A 16,437-nucleotide genomic window follows, 5' to 3' on the forward strand; every position below is an offset into this window, starting at 1 on the left:
ATCGGGACGTCAGGGGGTGGCGGTGGCCGGCGGCTCCTCCGCCGCGACGGCTCGGTGCTCGGCGAGTACGCCCGTACGGTGGCGCTGCACGAACCAGTAGTAGGCGAAGCCGCCGAGCGCGACCACACCGATGAACAGGAACGCGCCCCAGCGCAGATACCAGTGCTGGGGACCGGTGGCGTTGTAGACATCGGCGCGCGGCCAGGCGAGGTTGATGGACATCCCCAGGCCCCAGACCACGGCCAGGATGTTGACGGGCAGCCCGAACCGGCCGAGCGAGAACTTCCCCTCGGCGGGGTGCCACTGGCCCCGCAGCCGCCGCATCAGCATGGGGAGCGTGACCATCAGATAGGCCAGATAGATCATGATGACCGCGATGCTCGTGATCACCGAGAAGATCTGCGGCTGGTTGATGTTGATGACCAGGATGACCACCCCGACCACGCCGATCACCACGGCGGGCACGACAGGCGTCTTGAAGCGCGGGCTGACCCGTGCGAGCAGCGAACCCGCCGGCAGATTGTTGTCGCGTGCCATGGCGAACATCAGCCGGATGCCCGCGGCTTGTACGGCCAGCACGCATACGGTGATCGCAACGACCACGCACCACAGGAAGATCTCGCCGATCGTCGAGCCGAGGGTCTCCAGGACCACGTACTGCAGTCCTTCCGTACCCAGCTGCTCCGCGGCGAGATTGGGCACGGCCATGAGCGCGAAGAGTAGGATCAGCCCGCCGATGATGAAGGACGCGATCAGGGCGCGCAGGATGGCGCGCGGCGCGTTGCGGCTCGGGTCGTGGGACTCTTCGCCGAGCGAGGACGCCGTGTCGAAGCCGTACATCACATACGCCGATGCCAGTGACGCGGTGAGGAACGCGCCGAAATAGCCGAGGGTGTCGCCGCTCCCGAGCCCGTAGGTGTCGGTCAGGACGGTGCTGGGGCCGCGGGTGATGTGCGCCGCGAGAAAGATGATCAGGGCCACGGCGGCGATCAGCTCGATGAAGACGCCCGTGGAGTTGATGGTGGCCATGAGTTTGACGCCGAAGGCGTTCACGACGGTGGAGAAGAGGATGAGCACCGTGCCCAGCAGTACGGCGTTGGCGGCGGCGTCGGTCTTGCCCGTGCCGTCACCGACGAACTGGAACCAGTCGTCGATCTGCGGCAGCGTGATCTGGTAGGCGAGGGCCACGGCGGAGAGCGTCACCATGGTGGCCGTCATCATCATCCAGCCGCCGAGCCAGCCGACGTGCGGGCCGCCCATGGTCTTGGACCAGTTGTAGACGGACCCGGCCACCGGGTAGCGGGCGGCGAGCTCGCAGAAGCAGAGCGCCACCATCAGCTGGCCGACGAAGACCATCGGCCAGGACCACCAGTAGGCGGGGCCGCCGAAGGCGACGCCGAAATAGAACAGCTGGAAGGTGCCGGTCAGGATCGAGATGTAGCTGATCCCGGCGGCGAAGGTGTGGAAGTTGCCCAGGGTGCGCTTGAGTTCGGGCCTGTAGCCGAGCTCGCCGAGCGCGTCGTCGTCGTGCTTGCCCTGGGCGAGACGGACGTCATGGGGACTTGACGGGTCCTGCCCGCCGCCGGTGCTGCCACTCATGCGAACCACCTCTGGGGGCGCGGTGCGAGATTGCGCCAGACGTGTTTGGCCTCCTGGTACTCCGCGAGTCCCGCGGGGCCCAGTTCACGGCCGAAGCCGGACTGTTTCATGCCGCCCCACTCGGCCTGCGGGACGTACGGATGGAAGTCGTTGATCCATACGGTTCCGGCGCGGATCCGGGACGCCACCCGGTGCGCCCGGCCGACGTCCTGCGACCAGACTGCCCCGGCCAGCCCGTAGACGGTGTCGTTGGCGAGTGCGACCGCCTCCTCCTCGTCGCGGAACGTCTCGACTGTGAGGACCGGACCGAACGACTCGTCACGCACCACCGACATGCCGGGCGTGCACTCGTCCAGCACGGTCGGCAGGTAGTAGAAGCCGTCGCGCAGCGCCGGGTCGTCGGGCTGTGCGCCGCCGCAGCGCAGCACCGCGCCCTCGGCGAGCCCGGCGGCGACATAGGCCTCGACCTTGTCCCGGTGAGCGGCCGAGATCAGCGGCCCGGTGCGGGCGTTCTCGTCGAACGGGCCGCCGAGCCGGATCTGCCTCGCCTGCGCCACCACCGCGTCGACGAACATGTCGTGCAACTCCTCCTGGACCAGCAGCCGGGCACCGGCCGAGCAGACCTGGCCGGAGTGCAGGAACACCGCCATCAGGGCGTAGTCGACCGCCGCGTCGAAGTCGGCGTCCGCGAAGACGATGTTGGGGTTCTTGCCGCCGAGCTCCAGGGCGACCTTCTTCACGGTCGGCGCGGCGGCCGCCATGATGCGCCGTCCCGTCAGCAGACCGCCGGTGAACGACACCAGATCGACCCGCGGATCCTCGGTCATCGGCGCGCCCGCGGTGGGACCCGCGCCGAGTACCAGATTGGCTGCCCCGTCCGGCAGCCCGGCCTCGGACAGCAGGCGCATCAGGATGATGGCGGTGTGCGGGGTCAGCTCGCTGGGCTTGAGAACGAAGGTGTTGCCGGCGCCGAGCGCCGGGGCGACCTTCCACGCGGTCTGCAGCAGCGGATAGTTCCACGGAGTGATCAGCGCGCACACGCCGACCGGCTCGTGCACCACCCGGCTGTCCGCGTCGGGATTGCCCGTGTCGACGATCCGGTCGCTGCCGCCCGAGGCCGTCAGGCTGCCGAAGTAGCGGAAGCAGCGCGCGATGTCGTCCATGTCGTACTCGCTCTCCACCAGCCGCTTCCCGGTGTCCAGGGATTCGGCGCGGGCGAGTGCGTCCTTGTCGCGTTCCAGCAGGTCGGCGACGCGCAGCAGCAGCCTGCCTCGCTCTGCGGCCGGGGTGGCCGGCCACGGGCCGCGGTCGAAGGCGTCACGGGCGGCCGCGATCGCCGCGGCGGCATCCTTCGGCCCGGCCTCGTCCACGGTCGCGACCAGGGTGCCGTCCGCGGGGCAGCGGATCTCACGTACGCGCCCGTCCGCCGCGGCGGTCCACTTACCGCCGATGAACAGCTCCGGCATGGGGACTCCTCCGGGTTCGCAAGGGCGGGCACCCGGCACGGGCCCGGCCGGGACATGCCCTGTGGTGCTCCATCCATTGACAGTAAGGAGATCGGCCCGTGTTCGCAGTGCGGGAACCGTCATCCGGTGACGAAAGAACGCTGTCCAGATGTTCGAATGAAGGCTGTGGCACGCCGGACGTCGGCGGTCACGACCCCTGCCAGGCGTCCAGTTCACGCACGCGCGCGAGCGCGGAGGGGCGCTGCGGCAGGGGGAGCGCGCCGGCGAGGGCCCGCCACACCACGAGATCCTCCTCGCCCCACGGGCTGTAGGCCCAGTCCGCCAGCAGCCCCGCATCACCGCGTGCGACGAGCGCCGCCCGCAGCTGGTCCTCCAGACGCCGGCGCAGCCGCGCCACCGCGGGCGCCTGCGAGGCGGGCAGCAGCGGACCCGCGTACGCGCTCAGCGCCCCGGTCACCGCGCCGGACGCGAGACGCCGCGTCACCGTGCCGAAGTCGGCGTCGACGCGGACCGCGAGCCGGTAGGGGCGCGAGCGCAGCAGTTCGGGGCCGAGCAGACCGCGCAGCCGGGAGAGCTCGGCCCGCAGCGTGACCGGGGTGACCGACTCGTCCTCGTACAGCTCCACCAGCAGCTCGTCGCCGCCGATGCCCTCGGGGCGGTGGGCCAGCAGCACCAGGATCTCGCTGTGCCGGCGGCTGAGGCGCAGCTTGCGCCCGCCGACCACGAGCAGCGCCTCGTCCCGTCCCAGCGCGGAGAGCTGCACACGCTCGGCGGTCGGCGCCGGGGCGAGCAGCGCGAGCTGTGACTCGGCGGCCCGCGCCACGGCGCCCACGAAGGCGAGGCTGTGCGGATGCGCCAGCCGGTCCCCGCCGGTGATGTCCACGGCGCCGAGCAGCCGTCCGGTGCCCGGATCGTGGATCGGGGCGGCCGCGCAGGTCCAGGCCTGGACGGGCCGCCGGAAGTGCTCGGCGGCGAAGATCTGCACGGGCCGGTCGACGGTGATCGCGGTGCCGGGGGCGTTCGTCCCGGCGACCGCCTCGGCCCAGCGGGCACCCGGCACGAAGTTCATCAGGCCGGCCTTGCCGCGGGTGGCGGGCGGCCCTTCGACCCACAGCAGGCGTCCGTGCGCGTCGCAGACGGCGACCAGATGCTCGCCGTCCTGCGCGTAGGCGCCCGTCAGCTCCCTGACCACGGGCATCACCCGGGCCAGCGGATGGCCTTCGCGGTACGCGGTCAGCGCGTCGGCGTCCAGCTCGACGCCCGCCGTGCCGTCCGGGCTGACATGGGCTCGCGCCGAGCGGTGCCAGGAGTCGGCCACCACGGAACGCACCGGGCGCTCGACCCGCCCCGCCGTCACATACGCGTCGTAGGCCCGCCGCAGGACGCCGATCCGCTCCGCCGGATCCGCGCCGGACTCAAGGGCCACCCATGCGTCGCTCAACTCGGCCTCCCGCGCCCATCGTGGCCCAGGCGCCGGGAGCCGACAAGCGTACCCGCAGGTGTGCTCCCGGCAGCTGCCCACCGGCGGCGGTGCCTCCCCCGCGCGAGCGACTCATATCAACTGCCGTTGCCTGAGCGACAGTTGATATGGGCGACCTGTTACTCAGCCGTGCAGGGGCTTCGGCAGCCGTACGTACGTCACCGTCGTCTCGATGTCGCTGTCCACCAGGCGCCCCTGTGCGTCGAAGGCCTCCGGGCCGTCGGTCATGCCGAAGTCGTTGTCGTTGACGAGCACGAGAGTCTCCCGGCCCACCAGCGCGACGCCTTCGACCTTGCCGGGCACGCCCGCGACCTTGGTGAAGTCGGCCACGAGGCTCTTGCGGAGCACCGGGACGCCCGCCGCCGACGGGTCCTCGATCTGCTCGTACGAGGGAGAGGTGGCGGGGTCGTCCCAGGCGCCGCCCAGGATGCCCGCGCCCTGCGGCAGGGTGACCCGGTGCAGCCGGGACGTCCTGTCGGTGCGCTCCTGCACCAGCAGGGTGTCGCGGCCGATCGCCACGACCGAGGAGATCTTGAGCTCCGAAGGGTCGTCCTCGCCCGGGTCGACGACGTCCACCGCGTCGAAGCGATAGGCGTACTCCGCCGTCACGGCGCACTTCCTGGGTGAGAAGCGCAGCAGTCGCGCATTGCGGGACTTGTCGCCGGCGGCCGTGTCCGGCAGGGACAGCGGGCTCTGCACGGCGAGCACCAGGTCGCCGCCCGGCAGCTGGGTCAGGCCCTCGAAGCCGCGGTTGGTCTTGCGCTTGAGCAGAATGCCCGGCAGCGACTCCACGACCGGATAGTCGGCGCCTGTGAGCTTCAGCCCCTCGGGCACATGGCGGGCGAGGACCTTGCCGCGCGCGGAGACATGGACGAGCGAGGGGCCGTACTCGTCGGCCAGCCAGAAGGTGCCGTCCGCCGAGCGCACGATGCCCTCGGTGTCCAGACCGTTCGGGTCGTACGAGAGCGGGGTCCTCGCGTCGTACGTGTACGGGGCCTCGTCGCGCGACGCCTGGTTCGGCAGCCCGGTGACCGGCTTGCCGGAGCGGGTCGTGATCGGGATCGCCCTGAGCATCCGCACGCGGTCGCCGGACACGCGGATCTTGACGATCGCCGGGTCGAAGCCGGGGACGGGGAAGGTGCGGCGCTTCTTGCCGTCCACCTTGATCTGCCCGTTGGGACCACGGTCGGTCACCGTCCAGAACTCGCCCTTGCGGCCGGCCGGGAAGATGTCGCTGCCGATCCCACCGAGGTCGACCCCGCGGTCGTCGGCGACCGAACCGGGCAGCAGGGCGTTGCTGAAGTCGCCCAGCGGGATGTCCGCGAGGACCGCCGTCCCGGTGACGCGGACCGTCGCCGGCCGGGTCCCGTCCTGCGCGCCGGTGGCGGTGCCGGCCACCGCGAACGCGGTCAGGGCGGCGAGCGGCACCGCGGCCACGACGGTGGTGCGCCTGATGGCACGACGGGACATGAGTCCTCCCAAGGGGGCGAGCGTTCGTACGGCAGCCGGGGCGGCTGCCCCGGCGACTGCGGGTAAGACTGCGAGATCCCCGCGAACTCCCGGAATCCGTGGGGTGAATGGCGGGCGGCGCGGTCCTGTCTCCGCAGGCCGCGCATAGGATCACGCAGTTGAACGCGTAGGCGGTCGAACTCGTGGAGCGGGGTGGGGAGATGAAGATCCGGAACCGTGCCGTACTGGCAGCGGCCGTCGGGGCCGTACTGCTGCCGACGGGCTGCTCGCAGTGGCTCGGCGGCGAGGACGCCAAGCCCCTGAGCGTCGCAGGTGTCAAGAAGCAGGCCGCCGAGGCGGGCGCGGGAGCCGACGCCTGCCCGGTGTCGTACGACATCGTCGCCGCGGCCAGGGCGTCAGGCCTCACGGGCCGGGCGGGCGTGCCCGGCAACGGGCCCCGCGCATGGGGCGAGACCGCGGACGGTCCCGATTCGGTGCTGGGGAAGGCGGACGGCGCGGTGCTCGACTGCGCGTACCGCGTCAACTCCGAGGACGTGCACGTCTTCACCAGCGGTTCCGCGAAGGGCTTCGCCGTGAGTGTGATGGCCCCGAAGATCCAGCGCGACGCGGGGATGGACGTGAGCGCACTGTCCGCCTTCGTGGAGAAGGCGGACAAGGCCGCCGAGGGCGAACCGGTCGTGACGCCGGGCGGCAATGTCGCCACCGTCCGGCTCCCGGTGGCGGGCGGCGGCGACATCGCTCTGATCGTCAGCTTCGGTGAGGGCAGGAACAGCCTGGGCGCGGACCGGGCAGGAGAGATCGCGAAGGCGCTCGCGGGCCAGGCACGCGGCTGACTTTCAGGCCGCGTTGCCCTCGCTCTCGTTGGTGAGCACCGCAAGCGCCGCCGCCGGATCGTGGTCCGCCGATCCGGCCGGGGCCCAGCGGCCGCGCTCCTTGCGGTAGGGCCACCAGCGGCCGTCCCGCCCCAGGCGCAGCTGCGCATCGGCGCCCACCATCGTCCAGCGGCCCGGGCCCGTTCCCCGCAGCTGCGGCCGGTCGGCCCCCTCCCAGGCCTCGTCGAGCGCCGTCCGCGCCCGGGCGAGTACATCGGGCTGCGGTGTCCACTCCTCTTCGAGCACCGCGAGCGCGGAGGCGCCGCCGAAGTGCCAGGCACGCACGGCCAGTTCCAGCTCGGCGCGCTGACGGTCCGTGCCCGCGGCGAGGCGACCCGCGATCACCGGTCCGGGCGCCCCGGCCGCCAGCCGCACCGCATCCTGGTCCGGAGCCAACTCGGGCTCGACAGGCTGCTGCTGGTGCCCTGCCGACAGCGCGTCCGTGAGCATCCGGAGCGCCCGCACAGCCGCGTCCGCAGCCAGGAACTCCAGCGCCGCGACGTCGAGGCCAGGCCCCGGAGGGGTCTCGGTGTCCAGGGCGGGCGGCAGCCCGGGCTCCTCCGGCAGCGGCGGGGGAGCGGGCAGCGCAGGCACGATGTCCCGCGCCGCGAACGCCTCGTCGGCTCGCACCCCCGCCGGTCGCCGCTCGGCCTCCCGCTCCGGCGCCGCCGCGGACGCCCGCGCCGCACTGCGTATCTGCAACTCGTCGAGCAGACGGCGCTCCCCGCGCCCCCGCATCAGCAGCAGCACGAACGGATCCTGGTCGAGCAGCCGCGCCATCTGGTAGCACAGGGCCGCCGTGTGCGGGCAGTGGTCCCAGGCTCCGCAGGTGCACTCGGGCTCCAGATCGCCGATCCCCGGCAGGAGTTCGACCCCGGCCGCCGCCGCGTCCTCCACCAGATGCGGCGGCATCTCCCGGTCCAGCAGCGCCGCGATATGCCCCGCACGGTCGACCGCCATGTCCAGGAAGCCGTCCCATTCGGCCCCGGTGAGCTCCTGGAGCAGCACATCGCTGCGCTGCGCGGTGCCGTCGCCGTCCCGTACGACGGCGGTGATCCGCCCGGGACGCACTGACACCGCCCCGACCGCACCCTCGCGCGCATGCCTGCGGCCCTTCTTCAGCTGCTGGCCGTCAAGGGCCGTGTCCTCCAGCGCCTTCAGCCAGGCCTGACCCCACCAGCTCGTGGCGAAACCACGGCCGTGCGCGGGCGGCAGCGCCGCGAAGGTCCGCTCGCTCTCGTCGGTCCCGCTCATCGTCCGCTCCCTCGCAGCTCCACCAGATCCGCCAGCTCGGCGTCGGTCAGTTCCGTCAGCGCCCCCTCGCCCGAGCCGAGTACCGCGTCCGCCAGTTCTCGTTTGCGCGCCAGCATGTCCGCAATCCGGTCCTCGATGGTTCCCTCGGCGATCAGGCGGTGGACCTGGACGGGACGGTCCTGGCCGATGCGGTACGCCCGGTCGGTGGCCTGCGCCTCGACCGCCGGATTCCACCAGCGGTCGTAGTGCACGACATGCTCGGCCCGCGTCAGATTCAGCCCGGTGCCCGCCGCCTTCAACGACAGTAGGAAGACCGGGACTTCACCGTCCTGGAAGCGACTGACCATTGCCTCACGTTCGGCGATCGGCGTGCCGCCGTGCAGGAACTGGGTGCGCACACCGCGTGCCGCCAGATGCTGTTCGAGCAGCCGCGCCATCTGCACGTACTGCGTGAAGACCAGCACGCTCGCGTCCTCGGCCAGGATCGTGTCGAGCAGCTCGTCGAGCAGCTCCAGCTTTCCCGAGCGGTCCGGGATACGTGGTCGCTCCTCCTTCAGATACTGCGCCGGATGGTTGCAGATCTGCTTGAGCGCGGTGAGCAGCTTCATCACCAGACCGCGCCGCTCCATGCCGCCCGCCTCCGAAATCGCGGCGAGCGTCTCCCGCACCACCGCCTCGTACAGGCCGGTCTGCTCCTTGGTGAGCGACACCGCCCGGTCGGTCTCGGTCTTGGGTGGCAGCTCGGGTGCGATGCCCGGGTCGGACTTGCGTCTGCGCAGCAGGAACGGCCCGACCAGCGCCGCCAGTCGGCGGGCCGCGGCCGGATCGTTGCCGCCTTCCACGGCTCGGGCGTAGCGCGTGCGGAAGTTGCCGAGCCGGCCGAGCAGCCCGGGTGTGGTCCAGTCGAGGATCGCCCACAGCTCGGAGAGGTTGTTCTCCACGGGCGTGCCGCTGAGCGCGACCCGCGCCTTCGCGCCGATGGTGCGCAGCTCTCCGGCGGTTGTGGAGTACGGGTTCTTGACGTGCTGCGCCTCGTCGGCGACGACCATGCCCCAGGCGACCTGGCTCAGCTTCGCCGCGTCCAGCCGCATCGTGCCGTAGGTCGTGAGGACGAACTCGCCGTCGGCGAGGGAGTCGAGAGCGCGCGTGGAGCTGTGGAAGCGGCGCACGGGGGTGCCGGGCGCGAACCTCTCGATCTCGCGCTGCCAGTTGCCCATCAGGGATGTCGGGCAGACGACCAGGGTGGGGCCGGCGGCCGATGCGTCGCTCTGGCGGTGCAGATGGAGTGCGATGAGCGTGATGGTCTTGCCCAGGCCCATGTCGTCGGCGAGACAGGCGCCGAGGCCGAGTGATGTCATCCGGTTCAGCCAGTTGAGCCCGCGCAGCTGGTAGTCGCGCAGCGTCGCCGCGAGTGCCTCGGGCGGGCCGATCTCCTGCGGTCCGCCCTCGGGGTCGGCGAGCCGGTCGCGCAGTTGCTCCAGCCACCCCGAGGCCTGGACGTCGACGCGGCGGCCGTCGACCTCGGTGGATCCGGTCAGTACGGCGCCGAGCGCGTCGACGGGAGTCAGCTTGCGATCCCGGCTCTCGCGGGCGCGCCTGGCTTCCTCCGGGTCGATGAGTACCCACTGGTCACGAAGTCGTACGAGGGGGCGGCCGGCTTCGGCCAGCTGGTCGAGCTCGGCGCGCGTGAGCCTCTGATCGCCCAGCGCGAACCGCCAGTTGAAAGCGAGCAGGGCGTCGGCGGACAGGAAGGAAGGCAGCCCCGACTCGTCCTTCCCCGAGCCCTCGGAATCCTCCTCGTCGGCAGGGCCGATCACGGCCCGCGCGGTCAGCTTGCGCGCCATCTCCTTGGGCCAGTGCACCTGGACGCCCGTCGTCGCCAGCGCCCTGGCCGCCTCGCCCAGCAGCTCGGCGACCTCCTCGTCGGCGAGCTCGATCGCGTCCGGCACGGCGGCATGGAGCAGCGGCGTGAGCGGTGCCCAGGCGTGGGCGGCGCGGCGCAGCGCCAGCAGGGCGTCCATACGGGCGCGCTGCCCGAAGGCGCTGCCGGACCGGCCCGCCCACACCTCGGCGGCATCCGCGACGAGCGACGGGTCGCTGACGCTGTGCATCTGAAGGACGGCACGGAAGGCCGGTCCTTCGCCCTCGGCCTCTTCCAGGCCCGGCAGTTCGATACGCAGGGAGAGCCGTACACCGGCGTCATGGCCGGCCGCGACGTCCGCCGCCCAGGCGCGCAGGTCGGGCAGCCGCCGCGGCTTGTGCGCGGCGAAGGCCGGGCCCCCGGCGGCGATCGGGGCCGCGGGGGTGCGGGGCAGCCCGTCGGCGACCGCGTCGAGGAACGCGCGCAGCAGGCGCTCGGGTTCGGGCAGCAGCAGGGGATCGGCCGCGGCATCGAGCGGCACGGCGTGCGCGGCGGGCGGCATGGAAGCCGCGAGCGTACGCACCCGGTCAAGATCCTGGGGGCTCAGCGGCCCGACCCGCCACGCGTCGTGATCGGTGGCGGTCAGCCCGGGCAACAGCAGTCCCCGCGCGGCGAGTTGCAGCGCGAGGATCGTCGCCGCACCCCAGAAGGCGGCCGCCGCGGAGGCGTCCGCGTCGGCCCGCGCCCTGGTGAGGACCGGCAGTGCTTCTCGTACGGGCAGCAGCAACGCCCGTACGGGCCCCGGGCGGACGTCGTCACCGACCACGGTCAGCGGCATGACAGTGCCCGGCGTGGCGGGGAGTTCGCCGACGTCGAGGGGGGTGTCGCCGGCGGGGCGGAAGAAAGCGACGCGTCCGGTGCGGGCCGGGTCCCCGGGCACGAAGACCGTGGAGCAGCGGACGAGTTCGGTGAGATCGGAGGGGGCACGTCGGGGTTCGGTGACCGGGGAGGGCGTTGCCGCAACGGGCTTGTGCACAGCTATGACGCATTCCTCAAATTTGACTACTGCGGACCGGAGCCGCCGAGGGTACTCCACGCCGCGTCCGGACGGAGGGGGTTGGGCCGTGACACAACTCACGTCGACCCGTCGGGGTGTAGTCAGCCCCACCCCAGGTCAGGGGCTGGCCCCAGGCCGGTCCGGGTGGTGACGTCATCGTCGCGAAGTCTCCCGGGAACGTACGTTTGGTCAGGCCGGCCACGAAGCGCATCAGCTCATGGCCTACAGACCGGAGACCGCACATGCCCCAAGCCACCGCCACCCTCGCGCCGCCGCCTGCCCCCGTCGAGGGAGCGCGGCGGGGTGGCGGGAGCGAATTCGCGCCACTCCTGAGGACCGTCAAGGAGGCGGGCCTGCTGGACCGCCGCACCGGTTGGTACGCCCGCGGCATCACCCTGAATCTGCTCGGCCTCGCCGCCGTGATCATCGGCATGGCGCTCATCGGCGGATCCTGGTGGGTCCTGCAGCTCGCGGCGCCGCTCGCCGTCCTGTCGTCCCGTACCGGCTTCTTCGGCCACGACGCGGGACACGCACAGATAACCGGCGATCGCGGCAGGAGCCGGATCATCCAGCTCGTCCACGCCAATCTGCTGCTCGGCATGAGCCAGGAATGGTGGAACGACAAGCACAACCGCCACCACGCCAATCCCAATCACATGGACAAGGACCCGGACGTCGCCGCCGACGTCCTGGTCTTCACGCAGCAGGAGGCCAGGAGCCGCGCCGGGTTCCTCGGCTGGCTCACCCGCCACCAGGCCTGGCTGTTCTTCCCGCTGACCACCCTCGAAGGCATCGCCCTGAAGATCTACGGATTCCGGGCCGTCTTCTCCAAGGAGGCGGGCGCCCGCCAGTCCGGGCGTGAGCGCGCCGTCGAGGGCCTGCTGCTCCTCGCCCACGTCACCGCGTACGCAACCCTGCTCCTCACCACCATGCCGCTCGGCCACGCGGTGGTCTTCGCGGTCCTCCATCAGATGCTGCTCGGCCTCCACCTGGGCCTGGCCTTCGCGCCCAACCACAAGGGCATGGAGGTGCCCGACGAGGAGAGCGGCGAGCGCTGGGGCCATCTGCGCCGCCAGGTCCTGACCTCCAGGAACATCCGCGGCAACCCGGTCACCGACTGGTTCCTGGGCGGGCTCAACTATCAGATCGAGCACCATCTCTTCCCGAGCATGCCGCGCCCGTCCCTGAGGCTGGCACAGCCGCTGGTGCGCGCCCACTGCCGCTCGCTCGGTGTCAGCTACACCGAAACGGGGCTCGTCGAGTCGTACCGGCAGGCACTGACCCATATGCACGAGGTCGGCGAACCGCTGCGCGCCGACGCATAGTGGAACCGTGGGACGTGCGCGCACGTTCTCACAGCAGGAGCGGCCGAGGCCGCGAATGGAGGCGTCGAGATGTCGACACGTACAAAGCTCGTCATAGGGGGAGTGGCCGTAGGCCTGCTCCTGATGCCGCTGATCGGATTCTGGCTGTCGCTGCTCGTGGTGATCGGAGTCCCCGCGGTGGCGTATTTCATGCTCGACCCCAGCCAGCGCCGCAGGCTGCGCCGGGTCTCCCGCAAGGAGATCGGCCGCTGAGGCGGGCTTCTCGACCGTGCCGGTAGGGTCGAAGACGATCACCGGCACGGGAGAGGGGACTCCGCGCGATGGGCGGAACAGTCACGACGGTCAGCAGCAATGGGGAGTACTCCTTCACGAAGCCGAACCGCGAGAGCATCACGCTGCTCGCCGGACTCGGCGTGGAGGGCGACGTCCACGCGGGGGTGACCGTGAAGCACCGCTTCCGGATCGCGCAGGATCCGACCCAGCCGAATCTCCGCCAGGTCCACCTCATCCATGAGGAGCTCTTCCGGGAGGTGGCGGAAGCCGGTTTCGATGTCGCGCCGGGCGATCTCGGCGAGAACATCACCACGACCGGAATCGACCTGCTCGCGCTGCCCACCGGCACCGTGCTGCGACTGGGCGAGGAAGCGGAAGTGGAGATCACCGGACTGCGCAACCCGTGCCTGCAGATCGACGCCTTCCAGGACGGACTGCTCAAGCAGGTCGTCGGCAGGGACGACGAGGGCAACATCGTCCGCAAGGCCGGAATCATGAGCATCGTCAGGACTAGCGGGGTCATCAGGCCCGGCGATCCGATAGCCATCGAACTGCCGGACGGGCCGCACACGCCGCTCGAACGGGTCTAGAACGGACCGTCGGGCTCGGGGCGCGCACGGTCCGAGGATCGTGCGCTGTCACCTACGGCGACGTCAGCAGTAATCACGCATCCGCTCGACCGACCAGCTCGGCTGAAGCGTTTCGCCGATCGGACCGAACTCCGCCATATACCGCTTGATATCGAGGACCGGCGTGCCGTCCACCGCGTCGAGCCCCTCAGGCCGGGCGTACTGCCATCTTGTCGAGCGCCTCCAGCAGCTCGGGCAGCCTGGCCCCGCGCCCCACCGGAATCACCTCGCACGGCTCCTCGTCCAGCAGGACGAACGCCATGTCGTCGGTTCTGGCGACCATGGACCAGCCGGGACCGTCGGCGCGCAGCGTGCGCGCCCCGCCGGGCGCGAAGCTGGAGCGGACCCGCCCGACCGGCGGGGCGGATTCCACATAGCCGTGGGCCTCTTTCAGCGCCCGCTGCACGCCCTCGTGCCGCTCCTTAGGCGCGTCCTTGGGCGTGTCCGGCGACGACAGGTCCGCGTCGTCGATCTGCTGGCGCCACTCCGTCCACTGGAGCGCGATCTCGTCCGCCCCGAGCCGGCGCTGAGCGGGCCCCCACGCATTGCTGTCGGGCGGTGTCAGCGGCGCCGGATCGCCCTCTTCGGGCTCGGGATCGTGCGGCTCGGGCACGCCGGGCGCGGCGACCGCGACGGCCAGCGGCCAGCCGGGCAGCGCCGAGACCACCGAGCGCTCGCCGGGGGACAGGTCGTACTCCATGCCGCAGTCCCAGGAAGCGATCGCGACGGCGACGAGCGAGACGTCGTCGACCACGACCGTCCACCGGGCGCCGCCGGAGTCCTGGCCCAGCACCAGCCCGTACCCCTCGGCGTACGGCTCGAGGCCCAGCGCCGCGCACGCGGCGGGGAAGTCGTCGCCGAGCACGCTCGGGTACTGCGCAGGCGTCAGAAGCAGCGCGGTCAGCACATACAGCGCGTCCTCGTCGACGGCGTCGTCCGTCCCGGCCACGTCACCCTCCCCAGCGATCGTTCGTCGGCGCACCTTAACCAGTGGGTAACCCGGCCGTCGAGGGCTGGCATACGGAAAGTGGCCCGGCCCGTTCGTGAGCGGTCCCGGCCCGCCTCACGCGGCGGGCAGGCCAAGCAGACTGCGGGCCACCGTCTGCGGAGACTCGTCCCGCTCGCGGGCCAGGGCGATGACCGCCCGGCAGGCCAGCTCGCTGACCCCGAAGGACAGCGCCTCGGGGGACACCCAGGTCACCGCCTCGTCCATCTGGTCCTGATCGTCCTCCGCGCATCCCGACACATAGACGGCCGCGGCCTCGAAGATGTTGTGCTGCCGCGCCGGGGGCCGGGCTCCCGGCATCTCCTCGGGGCGGGCCGCGAGGAACTTGCGGAGCCTGCGGAGTCTGTCGAACACCCGGACCACCTTCCCCAGGGCGGCGGCTGCCGCCGATCTTCCAAGTTTCGCATCCTTGTGCGGAGTTGGAACTGGGGCGTCGGCCGACAGGGGGCACGAATGTCCCGCATTCAGTCCTGGCGGACCGCCAGAGCGAGGAAGCGGGCGTCCTCGTCGACGTAGGAGATCAACCGCCAGCCCGAACCGGCCAGCAGGGGGCGGAGATTGGGCTCGGCGCGCAGATCGTCCTCGGTGATCTGCCTGCCCTGGCGCGCAGCGAGGGCCGCGCGGCCGATCGGATGGAAGAGCGCCAGCTTTCCGCCCGGCCGGACCACCCGCGCCAACTCCCGTAGATTCAATTCCGGTTGAGGCAGATGGGCGATCAGGCCCGCGGCGAACACCGCGTCGAGGGACTCGGTGCGCAGCGGCAGCCGGGTGACATCGGCGAGCAGCAGCTGCCCGCTGCTCCCGCGCCCGGCCCGCAGGGCCGCGTCCAGCATCGCGGGCGTCAGGTCCGCACCGATCACCGTCCCCCGCGGTCCCACGGCGGAGCGCAGGGGCGGCAGGGCGCGCCCCGTGCCGCAGCCCGCGTCGAGCACGGCGTCGCCGGGGCGCAGACCGAGCTCGGCGACGGCGGCGGCGTAGGCCGGGCCGTCGTCGGGGAAGCGAGCGTCCCAGTCCGCGGCCCGGGCGCCGAAGAATTCCTGCACATGTGTGTGGTCGTCGGCCATGAGGACATGATCCCCCACAGCCTCGGACGACCGTTCGGTGCGCACGTTCGAGCGCGGCACGATCGTTCTGAAACGTCTCTCTGTCATATTCCATCAGCTTTCGAAACGCGCCCCCAGCGCACGCCCCCCGCGGGTCTAGCGTCCCTGAGCCATGGGACACCTGGACCACGCCGCCTTCGGCCTGCTGACCCCCGTGCTGTCGTACGCGATGGCCGTCATCGGCGCCGCCCTCGGGCTGCGCTGCACCGTGCGCGCGCTCGACGCGAGCGGCCGCTCCCGCCGCAACTGGCTGATCACCGCCGCGTCGTCGATCGGCACCGGCATCTGGACGATGCACTTCGTCGCGATGCTCGGTTTCGCCGTGCGCGGCACCGACATCCGCTACAACGTGCCGCTGACCATCCTCAGCCTGCTCGTCGCGATGCTCGTCGTCGGCGCCGGAGTGTTCTGCGTCGGCTTCGGCCGTGACCGGGTCCGCGCGCTGCTGGCCGGCGGGCTCACCACCGGGCTCGGCGTGGCCAGCATGCACTATCTCGGCATGGCGGCCCTGCGGCTGCACGGCTCGGTGCACTACGACCCGCTGCTCGTCGTGCTCTCCGTGGTCATCGCCGTGGTCGCCGCGACCGCGGCACTGTGGGCGGCGCTCAACATCAAGTCCCCGGTCGCCGTCGCTGTCGCCTCGCTCGTCATGGGCGCGGCGGTCAGCAGCATGCACTACACCGGAATGCTCGCGGTCGGCGTGCGGGTCGTGCCTTCCGGCGGCGAACTGCCCGGGGCCACGGCGATGCAGTTCATCTTCCCCCTCGCCGTCGGCCTCGGGTCGTACCTCTTCGTCACCTCGGCGTTCGTCGCCCTCTCACCGACGGCACGCGAGCGCGCCGCCTACACCTCGGCCGAGCGGCCGACCGGAGCCGCGCAGGCCGATGACGGCGAGGCCGCCCGGTCCGCCACCGGGTCCGGCTCGGGCTCCGGGTCCGGTTCGGGTTCCGGGTCCGGCTCGGGCTCCGCCGTGCCCGGGGCCGCGAACACCACCACCGCGACCGTCTAGCCGGCCCGCCCGCCGCACCCCCAGCCCCGTAAA

Annotated in this window: 14 protein-coding genes and 1 pseudogene; 5 read left to right on the forward strand and 10 right to left on the reverse strand. The window is 71.6% G+C overall.

The genetic code is table 11. From position 1 onward, the window contains the following. Positions 1 to 9: 9 nt before the first annotated feature. The 4 genes from OG741_RS34950 to OG741_RS34965 form a co-directional block, all read right to left on the reverse strand. Positions 10 to 1,599: an APC family permease gene (locus tag OG741_RS34950; protein WP_405604384.1), complete on the reverse strand. Its 1,590-nt coding sequence runs from the start codon at positions 1,597 to 1,599 to the stop codon at positions 10 to 12. Then, entirely contained in the window at positions 1,596 to 3,065 is a 1,470-nt protein-coding gene (locus OG741_RS34955) for an aldehyde dehydrogenase family protein (protein ID WP_405604386.1), read from the reverse strand. Before OG741_RS34955 ends, OG741_RS34950 begins: the two co-directional genes overlap by 4 nt. A 187-nt stretch (positions 3,066 to 3,252) precedes the next feature. Then, on the reverse strand, positions 3,253 to 4,506 hold the full coding sequence (locus OG741_RS34960) for a GAF domain-containing protein (RefSeq protein ID WP_405604388.1): 1,254 nt from the start codon (positions 4,504 to 4,506) through the stop codon (positions 3,253 to 3,255). A 162-nt stretch (positions 4,507 to 4,668) separates the two neighbouring features. Continuing rightward, positions 4,669 to 6,015, reverse strand: coding sequence for an esterase-like activity of phytase family protein (locus OG741_RS34965; RefSeq protein WP_405604390.1), 1,347 nt, complete (start codon positions 6,013 to 6,015; stop codon positions 4,669 to 4,671). Between the two features lie 200 nt (positions 6,016 to 6,215). On the opposite strand from OG741_RS34965, the gene OG741_RS34970 reads away from it, so the two are divergent. Then, positions 6,216 to 6,848 carry a hypothetical protein gene (locus OG741_RS34970; RefSeq protein WP_405604392.1) on the forward strand — a complete coding sequence of 211 codons (633 nt, stop codon included), beginning with the start codon at positions 6,216 to 6,218 and terminating at the stop codon, positions 6,846 to 6,848. 3 nt (positions 6,849 to 6,851) lie between these two features. On the opposite strand, the gene OG741_RS34975 is transcribed toward OG741_RS34970, so the two are convergent. Both OG741_RS34975 and OG741_RS34980 read right to left on the reverse strand, forming a co-directional pair. After that, the gene (locus OG741_RS34975; protein ID WP_405604394.1) at positions 6,852 to 8,141 is read right to left on the reverse strand and encodes an SWF or SNF family helicase; all 1,290 of its coding nucleotides are present in this window, start codon (positions 8,139 to 8,141) and stop codon (positions 6,852 to 6,854) included. Beyond that, positions 8,138 to 11,038 (reverse strand): DEAD/DEAH box helicase, encoded by a 2,901-nt coding sequence (locus OG741_RS34980; RefSeq protein WP_405604396.1) that lies wholly within the window; start codon positions 11,036 to 11,038, stop codon positions 8,138 to 8,140. The genes OG741_RS34975 and OG741_RS34980 overlap by 4 nt, the downstream gene beginning before the upstream one ends. 263 nt (positions 11,039 to 11,301) lie before the next feature. On the opposite strand from OG741_RS34980, the gene OG741_RS34985 reads away from it, so the two are divergent. The 3 genes from OG741_RS34985 to OG741_RS34995 all read left to right on the forward strand — a co-directional run bounded on the left by OG741_RS34985 (position 11,302) and on the right by OG741_RS34995 (position 13,247). After that, entirely contained in the window at positions 11,302 to 12,384 is a 1,083-nt protein-coding gene (locus OG741_RS34985) for a fatty acid desaturase family protein (protein WP_405604398.1), read from the forward strand. Positions 12,385 to 12,453: 69 nt separating this feature from the next. After that, a complete protein-coding gene (locus OG741_RS34990) occupies positions 12,454 to 12,636 on the forward strand; it encodes a hypothetical protein (protein WP_324977797.1) in 183 nt (60 codons plus the stop codon). Positions 12,637 to 12,704: 68 nt separating this feature from the next. After that, positions 12,705 to 13,247: an MOSC domain-containing protein gene (locus OG741_RS34995; RefSeq protein ID WP_405604400.1), complete on the forward strand. Its 543-nt coding sequence runs from the start codon at positions 12,705 to 12,707 to the stop codon at positions 13,245 to 13,247. A 63-nt stretch (positions 13,248 to 13,310) separates the two neighbouring features. Here the strand turns inward: OG741_RS34995 and OG741_RS35000 are convergent. From OG741_RS35000 to OG741_RS35015, 4 genes and pseudogenes are all read right to left on the reverse strand, one after another. Then, positions 13,311 to 13,436, reverse strand: a pseudogene (locus OG741_RS35000) (tRNA (N6-threonylcarbamoyladenosine(37)-N6)-methyltransferase TrmO); the annotation flags it as partial. Beyond that, positions 13,435 to 14,235, reverse strand: coding sequence for a hypothetical protein (locus OG741_RS35005; RefSeq protein WP_405604402.1), 801 nt, complete (start codon positions 14,233 to 14,235; stop codon positions 13,435 to 13,437). The gene OG741_RS35005 and the pseudogene OG741_RS35000, both read right to left, overlap by 2 nt. A gap of 114 nt (positions 14,236 to 14,349) precedes the next feature. Then, complete coding sequence (locus OG741_RS35010; protein ID WP_405604404.1) at positions 14,350 to 14,646, reverse strand: hypothetical protein; 297 nt, start codon at positions 14,644 to 14,646, stop codon at positions 14,350 to 14,352. 110 nt (positions 14,647 to 14,756) lie between these two features. Continuing rightward, positions 14,757 to 15,356: a class I SAM-dependent methyltransferase gene (locus OG741_RS35015; RefSeq protein WP_405604406.1), complete on the reverse strand. Its 600-nt coding sequence runs from the start codon at positions 15,354 to 15,356 to the stop codon at positions 14,757 to 14,759. A gap of 151 nt (positions 15,357 to 15,507) precedes the next feature. Here OG741_RS35015 and OG741_RS35020 point away from each other — a divergent pair, with 151 nt between their 5' ends. After that, the gene (locus OG741_RS35020) at positions 15,508 to 16,404 is read left to right on the forward strand and encodes an MHYT domain-containing protein (RefSeq protein WP_405604408.1); all 897 of its coding nucleotides are present in this window, start codon (positions 15,508 to 15,510) and stop codon (positions 16,402 to 16,404) included. Positions 16,405 to 16,437 lie beyond the last annotated feature (33 nt).

It is taken from the genome of Streptomyces sp. NBC_01410 (assembly GCF_045040195.1).
GTDB lineage: Bacteria > Actinomycetota > Actinomycetes > Streptomycetales > Streptomycetaceae > Streptomyces.